General features: G+C 41.9%; 10 protein-coding genes. 1 reads left to right on the top strand and 9 read right to left on the bottom strand.

Annotation, left to right across the window (positions count from 1 at the left end; translation table 11 throughout):
- The 4 genes from ONT08_RS12035 to ONT08_RS12020 all read right to left on the bottom strand — a co-directional run bounded on the left by ONT08_RS12035 (position 1) and on the right by ONT08_RS12020 (position 3938).
- Positions 1–1854: a glycosyltransferase gene (locus tag ONT08_RS12035; protein WP_264960039.1), complete on the bottom strand. Its 1854-nt coding sequence runs from the start codon at positions 1852–1854 to the stop codon at positions 1–3.
- A gap of 36 nt (positions 1855–1890) precedes the next feature.
- Positions 1891–2850, bottom strand: a complete 960-nt coding sequence (locus tag ONT08_RS12030; RefSeq protein WP_264960038.1) for a UDP-glucuronic acid decarboxylase family protein — start codon at positions 2848–2850, stop codon at positions 1891–1893.
- 12 nt (positions 2851–2862) lie between these two features.
- Complete coding sequence (locus ONT08_RS12025; RefSeq protein WP_151201728.1) at positions 2863–3228, bottom strand: hypothetical protein; 366 nt, start codon at positions 3226–3228, stop codon at positions 2863–2865.
- 179 nt (positions 3229–3407) lie between these two features.
- Positions 3408–3938, bottom strand: coding sequence for a hypothetical protein (locus ONT08_RS12020; RefSeq protein ID WP_264960037.1), 531 nt, complete (start codon positions 3936–3938; stop codon positions 3408–3410).
- 180 nt (positions 3939–4118) lie between these two features.
- On the opposite strand from ONT08_RS12020, the gene ONT08_RS12015 reads away from it, so the two are divergent.
- Positions 4119–5405 carry an IS1380 family transposase gene (locus tag ONT08_RS12015; protein WP_264959240.1) on the top strand — a complete coding sequence of 429 codons (1287 nt, stop codon included), beginning with the start codon at positions 4119–4121 and terminating at the stop codon, positions 5403–5405.
- A 147-nt stretch (positions 5406–5552) separates the two neighbouring features.
- On the opposite strand, the gene ONT08_RS12010 is transcribed toward ONT08_RS12015, so the two are convergent.
- The 5 genes from ONT08_RS12010 to ONT08_RS11990 form a co-directional block, all read right to left on the bottom strand.
- Positions 5553–6761 carry a hypothetical protein gene (locus ONT08_RS12010; protein ID WP_264960036.1) on the bottom strand — a complete coding sequence of 403 codons (1209 nt, stop codon included), beginning with the start codon at positions 6759–6761 and terminating at the stop codon, positions 5553–5555.
- 24 nt (positions 6762–6785) lie between these two features.
- Complete coding sequence (locus tag ONT08_RS12005; RefSeq protein WP_264960035.1) at positions 6786–8225, bottom strand: AAA family ATPase; 1440 nt, start codon at positions 8223–8225, stop codon at positions 6786–6788.
- A gap of 873 nt (positions 8226–9098) precedes the next feature.
- A complete protein-coding gene (locus ONT08_RS12000) occupies positions 9099–10070 on the bottom strand; it encodes a family 43 glycosylhydrolase (protein WP_264960171.1) in 972 nt (323 codons plus the stop codon).
- A 101-nt stretch (positions 10071–10171) separates the two neighbouring features.
- On the bottom strand, positions 10172–12907 hold the full coding sequence (locus ONT08_RS11995) for a glycoside hydrolase family 43 protein (RefSeq protein ID WP_264960034.1): 2736 nt from the start codon (positions 12905–12907) through the stop codon (positions 10172–10174).
- Between the two features lie 100 nt (positions 12908–13007).
- Positions 13008–14852 (bottom strand): RagB/SusD family nutrient uptake outer membrane protein, encoded by a 1845-nt coding sequence (locus ONT08_RS11990; protein ID WP_264960033.1) that lies wholly within the window; start codon positions 14850–14852, stop codon positions 13008–13010.
- Positions 14853–14860: the final 8 nt, after the last annotated feature.

Below are 14860 nucleotides of genomic sequence, written 5' to 3'. Positions count from 1 at the left end.
TTATTTTATGCAAGCTTTCTTGCTATTAATAACCCGATGGAAAAACTCTTCCAACTCTTCTACATGCTTGTCGAAACAGAATTCCATCCTATTGCGCCAAACATCCTCACGTTTCTTCTCCATCAGAGGTTTGTTGTCAAAATACTCCTTTAATTGCTTGATGGAGGATATAGGCAAAGCCATGTTCATCTTTTCAAGATATTGCTGGTGATGAACAACATTTCCCGAATTGTCATGCATAATCATCGGGAGCCCAGCTGCCGCATAGGTTGACAATCTCGCAGGTGAGTTAAAATCTATCCAGTTGGCACGCAGCAAGTCACCGTGATTATTGCTCTTATAATAATGCAACCATCCTGCATCATATTGCGACAACTCACTAACCCATTTCTCTGATGGACAATTAGGATGAAGGTGAATATAGTCTGGAGACACAGCCATAGCCTCATCTATCAGCATTCGAGACTGGTCTTGGAATATATCACCGTAAACATGCAAATGTATATGAATCTCTGCCATCTGCTCTATGTCATTCACACTGATTCCTAGCAGTCTACCAGCTATCACGGTATGCATCTCTCCATCCTTAGCAGAGAGCAGTGGGGAACGTTCTCCCTTGAACCACTCTTCTGGTGGCAGGTCGGCATCTAGCACCAAAGTGTTGGCATTTGGCTTTTCCATGTAGAGATGATACCAGTCTCTGGCAGTCTCATTGATATAAATGGCACCATCGGCATGCTCATAAAGTTCTATCAACTTTTCCCATGCGCCATAAGACCTACAATAGAAAGGACCTTCCTTAAAATGCCAGACAAAAGGGATGTCCTTTACCTTCTTAAAGACTCTCCATGACAATTCCAAACCCTTAAAGTTGGTCATACCACAAATGATGTCTGGCTTTATCTCCTTTATTTTCTCTTCCCATCCTTGGAGAGGAATATCTTCCACATGTCCAAATGGGAAGTTACCATTACTATTGAAGTTAAAAGGATTGTCTATCCAGAGACCATAAAGTTTGTGTCCACGCTTTTCAAGAGACACGATTCTCTCAGGATTATATGAGAGTTCCCCTACCAACAATATTTTAAGTCCATCTTCTCGATGTGGCAAATTTCGGAATGCCTGATAATGGGTAATCTCATCAATATAATTGCCAAAAGAAGACTGATAATGGATGGCTTCCTTTACGTGGTAATAGGTCTTGTACATATAAATACCACCAAATTCTCTGTCGTTCATGACACGATGGCGTTGAAAGAGATGTGAAGTCCACTCACAAGTAATCTTATTCGTATAAGCAACCTTTGGGTAAGTCTGCAACAATTGGTTCCAGAACATTCTACCTAGGTCGTCCGTTGCAAGTTCCTTTCTTTCGAGCCAACGTAGGTCTGTACGTCTATGCATCACCTGTACTAACTGAAGCCATTTCTCAGAAATTGTCCCCATGGTATAGGTTGACTTACCTTCACCTCCTACATTGTCTTCATTATATAGCATACCCGACACTACCACCTGTGCATCATTCTCCACCATTGTCTTGAGCATGGTTTCCAAATGTGAATCATAATAAATATCATCTGCTGGCAGATAGGAAACAATAGGGTATGAAGCAAGCTGCATACCAAGGTTCAGACTATAGCCCAAGCCCTCATTATGCTCATTACGAACATAGCGGATACGAGAATCTTTATTTAAGTAATCTGTTATCTTGCCGTTTACCCCATCAGTAGAGCCATCGTCTATAATGAGCAACTCCCAATGCTTGAAAGTTTGTCGTTCCAAGCTAGCAAGTGCTCCTCTAACGAAAGAAGCCTGGTTGTATATCGGCATGATGATACTTATGTTTTGTTCCATCTTTTGGTCGATTTTAATGTAGAGTAATATGTAACATCATATTTTTTGAGAGAAATAATCTATTGTCTTCAACAAGCCTTTCTCCAAAGAGACTTTTGGTTTCCAACCATCCAAGTTCTTTCTTGCCAAAGATATGTCAGGACAACGGCGACATGGGTCATCTTGCGGCAAGGTTTGAAATTTAATTTCAGAACTTGACTTTGTCAATTCCAATACCTTATGAGCCAAGTCCAAGACAGAAACTTCCTCTGGATTGCCAAGATTGATTGGGCTATGATATTTACTAGCCATCACCCTTACCATTCCCTCCAATAAGTCATCAATATACATGAAGGAGCGAGTTTGGTTGCCATTCCCATTCACCGTTATATCCTTTCCTTGCAAAGCCTGAACAATGAAGTTTGAGATAACTCTCCCATCATCTATTGCCATTTTGGGGCCATAAGTATTGAAGATGCGAATGATTCTGACATCCACTCCATATTGGCGATGAAAATCCGTGCAAAGGCTTTCCGCACAGCGCTTGCCCTCGTCATAACATGCACGAGGGCCTATGGTGTTCACATTACCCAGATAATCTTCTCGTTGAGGATGAGTCAAAGGATCGCCATACACCTCACTTGTTGAAGAATAGAGTATAGGACAGTGGAAATATCTTGCCAATTCCAACATATTGAGCGTTCCCTCTACAGAGACACGAGTTGTATAGACTGCATCCTTTTGATAATGAACAGGAGAAGCAGGACAAGCCAAATGATAAATCTCATCTACGTGAAGCGACTTCAAGCTACCCAAAGCCTCTCTATCAGCAACATCAATTTGTCTAAACTCAAAGTTTGGGTTGTCTAAAAGAGTTTTGATGTTATCGAGACATCCCGTGTATAGATTATCTATACATATAATATGACATCCTTCATGCAACAATCTCTCACAGAGATTTGATCCAACAAATCCTGCACCGCCGACTACCAATATATTGTTTAAAGATTTCTTCATTTTGTCACCATATTAGTATAAATTTATGTTTGCACTATAAGTTGATTTTTCCAGTAATAAGACAAGTTTCACTGTACCTATTATTTTTGCAGGAATATTGACGCATCCATTTGCGTCAATTGTAGTAATGAATAATACCATATCATCATCCATCACTTCTATCATATTCCCAGCATATCGTACACCGAATTCTATCTTATGTTCCTCCTGAGTTATATATATAGGAGGAAGAGGTATACGAGAAACATGTCCCTCATCACGAGGATGATCATACTGCCCTCCCATAATTAACTGTTGCGCATATAGCGGATTCGCAACAAATCGAATACTTGGCAATATTACCAACATCGATAAACTTACTAACAAGACTTTCTTCATATTTTTGATATTTTTGTCCGTTTGCAAAGGTACAAAAAGGACTAAAGAAATCAAAAAACATGAAGGAAATAATATTCACCAAATATTCATTAGTTGCAATCAAATACATTATTTCCACCTCATTTTTAGATAGTTAGAAAAACTATTCACCAAAAATTCATCAATACGAAATTGTACTTTTACTGTATGAGCGTTGACAAATTTTTATATAAAGAAGAAGCACTATTTTGGTCAAATAACTTATAATTTGCCTTTTGCTTTGCATTACAAATCGAACTTGTTGTTGTCTGCAAGAGTATGCTCATTTCTCGATTATCAAACTTTAGCCAAGATAATACACACACATGAAACTCTTGTGTACTTAACTTTGTTCTAGATATTTTTGCATAGACCAAAGGGAAATATTGTTTAAATAATATTTCTAAGGTTTTCCAATCATCCTGATTCGGAAGAATTGCTTTCAACTTAGGTGTCGTAGCATTCTTGAATTTTAAAAATATGTCACTATTCTCTATTGCAATAATACGATCAGACTGTTTTACGTTCTCGAGTTTTGCTTCATATTGATCTATTACATCTTGTAAAACATTTATTTTTTTTATCATTTTTTGCTCAAACAAAGTCGTATTCTTCTTAAGTTCCATATAATCAGCAATGGTGTTTTGAGCATTATCGACAGCTTGTAGGTACTCTTTATTTAATTTTGCCAACCTTATTTCCTTCTTTCGCAAATTATTCTTATTTTTATTATATGTCTAATTTCCGCAACACTATAATTTAATATTTTTTATAAGCACCTGAGCAACAAAAAGTTGCTCAGGATTTTGCCATGTCAGAAATTTCACTTATCTTAGTGTTGCAAAATAAAAACAAACAAAATTCTGAATGACATGGCAAAAGTACAAATAAAATCTGAGAAACTCACTCCTTTTGGGGGAATTTTTTCGATTATGGAGCAATTTGATGCTCTTTTAGCTCAAACCATAGATTCCACCTTGGGATTGAGATGCACTATGTTTGGTTATCAATATAGCGAGATTCTACGCTCTCTGATGTGCGTATATCTTTGTGGTGGCTCATGTATTGAGGATGTTACAACTCACCTGATGAAACATTTATCTCTTCATCCAACTCTTCGCACTTGCAGCGCAGACACCATATTACGTGCTATCGAAGAACTGACCTTTAAGAGCATCACCTATAAGTCTGCTTCTGGCAAATCCTATGATTTCAATACTGCAGACAAGATGAACTGCTTACTGGTCAATGCCCTGCTTGCTACTGGTCAATTGAAATCCGGTCAAGAGTATGATTTTGACTTTGACCATCAGTTCATTGAAACAGAGAAGTATGATGCAAAACCAACCTACAAGAAGTTCTTGGGCTATAGTCCAGGTGTAGCTGTCATTAACGACATGATTGTTGGTATTGAAAATAGAGACGGCAACACAAACGTGCGCTTCAACCAAAAAGAAACTTTGGAAAGAATCTTCAAGCGATTGGAGGCTTCGGAAATATATATTTCTCGTGCCCGCATGGATTGCGGCTCATGTTCGGAGGAAATCGTAGATATGGTAGAGGCTCATTGCAGGTATTTTTATATTCGTGCCAACAGATGCTCTTCTTTCTACGATTCCATGTTTGCCTTAACTGGATGGAAAACTGTTGAAATCAACGGTATTGAGTTTGAGTTGAATTCTATCCTTGTTGAGAAATGGAAAGGAAAACCGTATCGTCTTGTCATACAGAGACAAAGGCGAATAGATGGAGACCTTGACATTTGGGAAGGCGAATATACCTACAGATGTATACTGACTAACGATTACAAGTCGAGTGCAAGAGACATCGTGGAATTCTACAATCTTCGTGGTGGCAAGGAACGCATCTTCGATGACATGAACAATGGCTTTGGCTGGAATCGATTGCCAAAATCGTTCATGGCACAGAATACTGTATTCCTGCTTATGACAGCTCTCATCAGAAACTTCTACAAAGCTATTATGCAGAGATTGAAAACCCATGAATTTGGATTGCGTGCCACCAGCAGAATCAAGACCTTTGTTTTCAAGTTCATCTCTGTTCCTGCGAAATGGATTAAGACATCACGTAGGCATGTATTGAACATTTACTCAGACAACAATGCTTATGCCAACCTGTTCAAGACAGACTTTGGTTAAAGACCATGCTTTTCTGGTTAAACCAGCGTATTACCTCAAGTCGCTTTATGGGGTAAGGGGATTTTGTGTCTGCGACATTTCTGTTGTGCAAGAAATATGTACGATAAAATGAATTTTGTCGCTTTGCAAGCAAAATCCCACTAAACCCTATAGGTTGCGGATTTGAGGATATGCATAAATACTAAAGAATAAAGCAATAAATCCCATAAGTAGCAATACATTTTTATTTTTTTCTTCCTGTATTACCATATCACTCATTTGCTTTTGCAAACGTTCATAGTAATAAAGAGAATTTGCCTGAATCACAGCATCAGCCTGAGTACTATTCAAGATTTTATCCATTTCCTGCTCACTAAGTACTGCATATTTCTTGACAGAATCCTTTTGGTCTAATTTACTAAAAACAGACAACAATCCATTGCAAGACTCATATTTCATCCCGTATGCCCCTAGCTTTCGGAAATAGTATTCAGATGAATCCAACCTGTGTATTCCCAAAAAATAAAGCCCTTTTGCCTTATAATAATGTTCATGTCCTTGTTTTATATTATGATGGCTGTCAAACAACCCTGACTGCGATTCAAAGAGAGACATATAATGAGCAGCCTTTTTATAATTGGCTCGATTCAATAATGTATAAATAAGTCTAGGATAAGACAAAGCAGCTTCTTTACGCATTCCGCTCTGCAAATACAGTTTACGACAATGCGCTTGTAAATTCAAAGCTTTTAAAGTATCTCCCATACTATAATATTCAATAGATGCAAATAATAATCCTTGTATCCCGTCTTTTTTGTTATTGGAAAGAAAAGAATAATCACTATACTTATGAAAATTTTCGACTGCTTTGCTATGCAAATATTGTCTGCTATAAATCTCTGCCATTTGCCCATAAACCTTAGAGAGAGTACAATAATCACACTTTTTACTCAACGTATCAGCATACTCTACTGCCTTTTTATAGCTCATCATGGCTCTTGGTGCCTCCTTTTGGTCACGATACACACATCCCATTAGATAATAAGCTTGCATTTTCTCATTATCACTTCCTTTACTATCATAATAATCAACCACCTCTTGAAATATGGAATCAGTAGGCATAGATAGATAAAGTTTGTTCTGTGCCTTAGCCATCAACATTCGGCATTTCATCGCAACCTTACGAGGAGCATCCTCCATCTCCAAAGAATCAAAACGGCACAAACTATCATAGGCTGCTTGAGGATGTGCTTCCATCAAGCTGTCTATAACCTGTAATCTGTGCATTTGTACCCGGTTTTCGGTACACCCTACTAATATATATAATAAGGTGAAGAACACGGAATATCTCAACAATACGAATTCTCTTCTCTTCATTTTTACACTCTAAAATACCATTCATCAAATAAACAAATCATCTAGTGTTACTGATGCCCGGAATATATCGGAGTATTCATTACTCACCAGTTCGGAATTTCCCACATACGTAAGGAGGAATGTCTTGGTAGGGTTCTTTTCTTCCAAAGCCTGCAAACGGCTATTCAGCACCTGAGTATAGCCCTTGGACACGGCATAAGGAGCCTTATAAAATTTCATCTCACAAACATTCACCGCATCATCAGCCCTGTCTATCAGCAAGTCAATCTGCATGCCATCAGCCTCCTCGCTTCCTTTCACTATAAGCGAAGATTCCTGCGAAGATACTGCACCTATATGAAGAGCATATTTTATCTGTGAAATATGCTGCAAACAAACCTCCTCGAAAGCAATGCCACGCCATGAGGCAACATCGCTTTCCTTCAAATGCTGCTGCCAGTAATCAGTTTGATTTACAGCCTTCTTCTCCTTAAAATGAAGCCAGAACCAGCAAAAGGAATCAATAAGCTTATAATACTCCTCTCGCTGACTGAAACCGAAAGGAGTATATTTCACCACAAAATCACTACCCATCAAGGCTTTCAACATCTTGGTAAAATCACCATTCGGATTCATACCGATATGTTCTGCTATCTCCTTACGAGTGAAACCAGCATGCCTGGTACCCAAAAAGCGGATAATCTTCATACAGTCTTCGGCATGATCAAACACAGAATTGAAAAGCCTGTCAAACTCATCCCCTAACTTCGCATTGCGGACAAAGAACAAGGCATCTATGTTCTGAGCTAGACTACAGGAAGGATTAAAGAAATTCATATAGAAAGGAATTCCGCCCATAATCATATAAGCCTGCGTAATATTATAACGGGACATTCTGATGCCACGACTCTGATAAAACTCCTCGCATTCTTTCAATGAAAACGGCGACAGTTTGATTTCGCCTGTCAAACGGCCATATAATCCTCCTTTATTATTGATTAGATTATCAAGCATCCAGGAGGTGGCAGAACCACAGACTACGAGCAACAGATTGTGGCGCATATTGCCCCAACCATTCCAGAATGCCTCTAATGCCGTAAGAAAACCAGAACGTGCCGTATCCATCCATGGCAATTCATCAATAAACACCACCTGTCGGGACCCATTATCGCAAGTTTCCAAAAAACGTTCCAGCAAAAAGAAAGCCTCCATCCACGACTTAGGTTGTGCAATATCCTCCATACCATGACGAAGAAGCGAGAAATAGAAATTCTGCAACTGGTCTTTCAAGGTTACCTTCCGACGACGGTCGTAAGGCGACAATCCTGTATGATGAAACACCATATCATCGTGAAACACCTCATCAATCAAGAATGTTTTACCGACACGGCGACGCCCATACACAGCCACAAACTCAGCCCTACCACTTTCGTAGCAACGCTTCAGTTCTGCTATTTCCTTTTTTCTACCTATTATTTCACACATAATCATACCCAATTGGTTCGCTGCAAATATACAACTAATTTCGGAAATAGCGAAAGAAAACAGCGCTTATTTCGCTACGAAAACGTTTTTTTATCGCTCGTAGCGGAATAAACGCTGTTTTAACTTAGTTTTAACACTTAAATTCTATACTCATAGAAATCTAATTGACAGCACCCAGCGCACTATCAGCGATTGGAAGATTAAGGAAGAATAAAGAAAAAATCCGAAACAGAAGCTTACCAAGTTATCTGTTTCGTTTTTTTTGATGCTTATATAGTTAGGATGAGCCGAGTACTTCGAGCCGACTTGATTTGTTAAAAAACTAAGTCATAGTTTTCTCCCTCACAACTCATGGTTTCTTTCATCATAACTCATAGGTTTCTTTCCAGCATCTCATAGGTTTCGGCACCATATCCCATGGTTTTCAAGCAAAAAAGGGCTAAAAAAACAACACGGACAAATTGAATTTGTCCGGACAAATTATCCACAGTCTTATAAATTACTTATTTTCAACAACTTACAAGCTACCGGACAAATGAGCGAGGGTGTGTCATAAGTTTATGATTCACCCTATTCTTGTTGTTGGAAAAGATAGGATATGTTGTTGAGATAGTTAGTATCTTCGGTCGCACAACAGCTGTTGTGCGCTTGCATAACAGCTGATATGCGCATGCACAACACCTGTTGTGCATGCGGTGGTCAACTGTTATGCACCAACTATTATCCAGACTTATGACACACCCTCTGTTTTAAAAATAAAGCGTAAGCGTCTCCACTTGCCGATGTTCCCGAAATTACGTCACGACGTAACATCTGAGGCGTCACGACGTAGCAATCGACGCGTCACGACGTAGCGACAGATACGTCGCGACGTTATTCCAACGTCAGCCACCCATCTTCCGTCCAGTTGATTTTCTTCTGAACCAGGATGCTGGCACCATTCTTGGCTACACTATAACCATGACAGAAGAAGTAATCGCCATCAGGGAAAGAGTAGGCAGAGCAATGGCCCATCGCCTCATATTCTTTCTTATCGCCTTCCAGAATCAGCGTACCACCGCCATTGCGCATGTCTCTGCCTGCCTTATCCAAATAAGGACCGGCCACCTTCTTGCTTCTGCCCACGGCAACACGATAGTTGCTCTTGATGCCACGGCAGCAGTAATCCCAGCTCACGAAGAGATAGTAATAACCACCATGCTTCATGATGAAAGGAGCCTCGATGGCATTGGTACCGGCAAACTTGGAGGTAGGATTCGGCTCTGCAGAAGTATCGCCTACGGCATGACGGCGGGCGATGGTCTGAGGCTTGGCGCCCTTCTTGACATGCATCGTCTTCTTATCCAACTTGATCATTTGGATGCCATCCCAGAAAGAGCCCCAGGTAAGCCAAGGGTTTCCCTTCTCATCAACAATGAAATTCGGATCGATGGCATTCCAATTGTCTCTATCGCCCTTGGAGGCGATGAGGCAGCCCTCATCCTTCCATCCATCCTTATCAGATAAGGAAGTATTGCTCAGCAAGCCGATGGCAGATGTGTTCTTACCAAAGGTGGAACAGGAATAAGCCAGATACCACTTGTTCTTGAAGCGGATAACATCCGGAGCCCAGATATGCGTGGTAAAACCAGGCACACTATCATGCGTCCATACCGGAATCTCGCTGTTCTTGAGCACGCCCTGAGGAACGATGGTCCAATGCTTGCGGTCGGTGGAAGTCATCTGCGTGATGCCATGACCTGTGCAGTAGAGATAGTACTTGCCATTCTCATACGCCATTACAGGGTCGTGGACAAAAGGAGTATCTACCACAATCGGTTCCTGCGGAGCATTCTGTGCCATCATCTGGCAACCACCTTTTACAACAGGAGCAGCAATGAACATTGCTGCTCCCAATAGTATTTTAGAAATCTTCATATAATTACACCTTATTATATATAAGAGAATTACTTGTTCACAAATTTCTTTCCGTTCACAATCACTACACCCTTGTAGCTCTTGTCTACCTGCTGACCGGAGAGATTGAACCACTTGCCATCATCCTTCTTCTGAATAATGATAGGGTTCGAGATGCCTGTAGAAAGGCTTGAGCCGTCGATGTAAGAGTTCTCACCGGTAAAGAACACGTTAATCTCAGACGGCTTATCTGTAATAGTCTTTGTATATGAATAATGATACACCTTATTATCCGTTGTGGTAATCACAGCAGTCATCTTGAATGCGCCTGTAGCTGCATATTCCACGGTCATATCTACCAAAGAACCATTCATATCCTTCGCAAATGTATCCCAGTTGTAATCGCTGACACATCCTGTGTTGCTCCAGGCAATATTTTCAAAGTTGTCATTGCGTAACATAACATACTCCTTATAGCCAACAGCGCCATGAGCTACGTTAGAAACACCCAATACCCAACTCTTGTAAAACTCTGCACCCACAGTATAGTTATAGAACTTAAACTGTGCCTTATTGCCAGCCTTCACAGTATAATCCTGGCTCAGGTTAGTAGCATAGGCATTCGTTGTATTCTTCTGTGCAGAAACAGGATAGTAAACCGGAGTCGTTTCCTCAGCCTCAGCATCGATGTTCAGGGTATAATCCTTAGTATATTCATAACCGTCCTTGCTGACAGTCATGGTCATGGTGACCTTACCCTTGCCTTTTACTACGCCCTCATCGGTCAGAATAGAAGGATTGCTTGACTTCCATGAAATGGTAGCACCGAGATGCCCCTCTGTTGGGAGTTTTGGCTTTGAATTCAAAGTTGCACCATCTGCAAAAGGAACACTGGTCTTATCCAATGTATATTTGATAGCCGCCTTGGCATCAGCCTTGCTTCCCCAGATACTCAAACCGCGAGTCTGCAAGCTGGCACCACCTGATGTAGCCAAACCGTCAGAAGAACTGAGGGCTGTAAAGCAGAGCGCCTTGATATTGGTATAATCGATGGTCTGCTCGGTAAGCACACCCTTGAACTTCACCTCTGCATTGGCTGTAGCAACACCCTTCAAGGTAAGATTGATGTAGCTTGTACCGCTCACCAGTTCCCATTTACCGGTATACTCACCCGAGATAGAACCATCGGCATTGAGATGGATGGTAACAGGTTTCTCATAAGCCATTGCCGCTGTATTCTGACGGTAAGGATGAGCTATGATCTGATAATCTCCCTCTACCTCTGTTGCATCATAGAGCTGCTGGGTAGCAATATCATTATCAGTATAAGTTTCGCCGCTAAACTCGTAAGGAGCAGCAACCAGCCAACCGTCCTGGTTAACGAAGAGCTGATGTACACGAACCTCATGCTCCTCATCTCTATTCATGAAGCGGGTATGGTAAACGATGAGTGCTCGTCCCTTATGGTCTACAATGGCTGAGTTATGTCCCTGAGCCAGTTCGGCATTAGGCATGGTTTCCCACTGGTAGTTGCCGAAGAGTTTCACACCCTCGTCGCGCTTGGCATCGCCACCGAAGTTGAGGATATACTTGCCATACATGGCATCAATGCCCGTTGAAGTAAGACAGTCCTTATAAGGTCCGTCAGGTTTCTCCGAACGGAAAACACGAATCTGATAGCCACCAGCAGCCGTCAAACCACCATAACTCATAAAGAGATAGTAGAACTTGCCCACCTTCTGGATATAGCTTGCCTCGCCGGAAACATAATATCCACCGGCAATCTTCTTGCCGAAATAAGGATCAGAAGTACAAGCCTGATTGTAGGAACCAGGAATCGCATCAACACCATTAATCTGATAAGGGAAGGTATAAGTGTAATCGCGAAGACCGTTGGTCTTATCGAGTCTGATCATGAAGATACCACCCGACCATGAGCCGTAACTCATCCAGAGATTATCATCATCATCATAGAACACACATGGGTCAATACAATTTGGCCAGTATTCTCCCCAGTAAGCACCATAAGCATCGCCTGGAGTAGCATAGCGGGCAGGAAGCGAAGTGCATCCTGTAGCAATCGCCAAATCGGTATTCTTCCAATCATCAGCTGTAGCATAGCCATTATGACCGAATTTACCAGAGAAACCGCCACAGATAACCGGTCCCTGATATACCCAAGGACCTTCCAGCTCATCGGAAGTAAAACATACGATAGTAGAACACCAGTAGTCACCATTCAGACTCATGTACATGCACCATTTCTTCATGGTCTTGTTGTAGATGACATCAGGAGCCCACTGCATTCCGGCTACGGTATTGGCAGTGTTAGTCCAGACGCCATTCACGTTGATAGGTCCTTTATACTGCCATCCATTGGCATCGAAGTTGCCGAAAGCCACTTCCTCGCCCTTATAGTTCTTCACCTTTTTGATGACGTGAGTGGCGTAAGCATCTTTAAAATTAATCAGTTTACCATTCACGTCAGCAAAAAGACTGTTGCTGGTTCCGGCATTCTCCTCACCAGTTTTGAAGGTGTTCCATATCTGATAGTTGCCCGTAGCATAAGTCTTGGCTCTGCCAAGATGCGTACCGTAGATATAATATTTAGGGTTGGTGGTAGAGCCCGTAACATCCATCACGATAGAAGGGTCATGCACAGCGATGCGCCCTGTTATCGTTTGGGTAGCGTATGCATTAGCCAGATCATTATCGCCGACAGGCGTCTGAGCCATAGCTCCGTTCATCGCCATCAGACTCATGATAGAAAGTAATAACTTCTTCATACGATTTCAAGTTTAAGATATGATTTTTTTAAACCAAGGAAGGTCTATGGTGTTTTCGCCATAGACCTCACCTAAAATATATAATGTATATTGACAAAGATTACTTGCCGGTTGTTTCACCCTCAGTAGTCTCGCCACCTTCAGTGTTATCTCCACCCTCAGTGGTGTCGTCCTTCTTTGGAGCATCTGAGAGTTCCCAACCTGCATTCTGTCCTAAGTTAGGATTCTTCTTGTAAGTGTCGTCAGGCACTGGGAAGTAATAATTCTTAGGAGAAGAGAACGCACGGGTAGGATGGGTATTATCATTGCGATAAGTATATACCTGGCTCTCATCAGGAGTAACAACAACGCTATAGATGTTGTAAACCTGCTTGTAGCGTGGCTCACTCTTTTCTGTAGCAGCACTCTTGCCATCAAACAACTTCCAGCGGCGCTCGTCGAAGAAACGGTGATCCTCGAAAGCCAACTCGATGCGGCGCTCGTTGCGGATACGCTCACGAAGCTGTTCCTTGGTCATACCCTTGTAAGCAGGCATACCCACACGGGCACGAACCTGGTTTACATAGTCGTAGGCAGCATCAGGACCCTTTGCCTCATTCAAAGCCTCAGCAGCATTGAGCAGAATCTCAGCATAGCGGAAGATAGGGCATGCTGTGATATAAGTGGTAGGGTTCTTGAAACTCATATTGTGAACGAACTTCTTAGAATAGTAACCGGTTGTAGTACCACCATGAAGTTCCTGATAGTCCTTACCGCCAACAGAAACATCAACGGCACGCTCCTCATCCTGGCTCTTGTCACCCCAGATGCTTCCCTGGTGGAAGATGGTCTGCTCCAGACGTGGGTCACGGTTCTTGTAAGGATCCTGGTCATTGTAAGAAGGATCCTGGTCGATAGGAAGACCATTGATGGTCTCGTAAGAATCAACCAGATTCTGTGTAGGGTTTACACGACCGGTAGAGTTCACATTACCGGAGAAACCACAAGGAGTGTTGAACATCTCAATTTCTCGTGTATTCCACTCACTGCGGCTGAGGATATACTCAGGATTCAGGTGAGGGGTACTGGTGAAGCACTCATAATAGTTCTTGTTAGGGTTGTTATCGCTTGTAGTGTACAGACGATAAGGATTGGCAGAACTCTTATTGGCATTGATGAAAGCAAGGGCTGCATCAGCAGCTTCCTGCCACCAGGTAACATCATTTGTAGGATTGTTGAGTGCAGAAGCACGATAGAGCAATGCTCTTGACTTCAAGGCATAGACAGCAGCACCATTGATACGTCCCCAGTTCTCATTCTCATTGCTGTAACGGAATGGGAGTGCACCACTCTGGATGATGGCATCGCATTCATCAGCTACCCACTTCAATGCTTCAGGAGCAGGAGTACGGGTGATAGAAGCAGCCTCAGCATTATCCAACACATGATCTTCGATAGGTACTGCACCGAAATAGCCAATCATATCGAAATGAAGGATGGCACGAATGAAACGCGCCTCTGCCTTGTAACGATCGCAGAGTTTGTTGTCGTCACCGCTCTTCTCTGCATTTCCGATGACACTCTCACGTACCTTTGAAATAAAGTCGTTGCAGACACGGATTCCCTTCAGATCGTTGCTCCAATAACTATTGGCAAACCAGTGGTTCTTGGCATCGTATGAATCGTTCAACACACTGTGATAGTAATGCACATTCCAGTAAGAAAGGGCATTATCGGTCATACAGTCACGAGAAGCAGCACGGAACTGACCATCGGTATATCCCGCAAAGGCATCAGGCAAATAGGTATAGGCATTTGCCAAGACACCACGGGTACGGTCGTAGTTGCTGTAGATGTTCTCGTCGGTATAAGTCAAGTCGACTTCCTTATCGAGGATGTCGCTGCAGGAGGTCATACCTCCTACAGCCAGCATCGCCAATGATATATTAACTAATATCTTTTTCATATTCGTTT

It is taken from the genome of Segatella copri, from assembly GCF_026015465.1.
GTDB classification, from domain to species: domain Bacteria; phylum Bacteroidota; class Bacteroidia; order Bacteroidales; family Bacteroidaceae; genus Prevotella; species Prevotella copri_E.
Note: the sequence above shows the minus strand (reverse complement) of the source record. Positions and strands in the feature narration are given on the sequence as shown.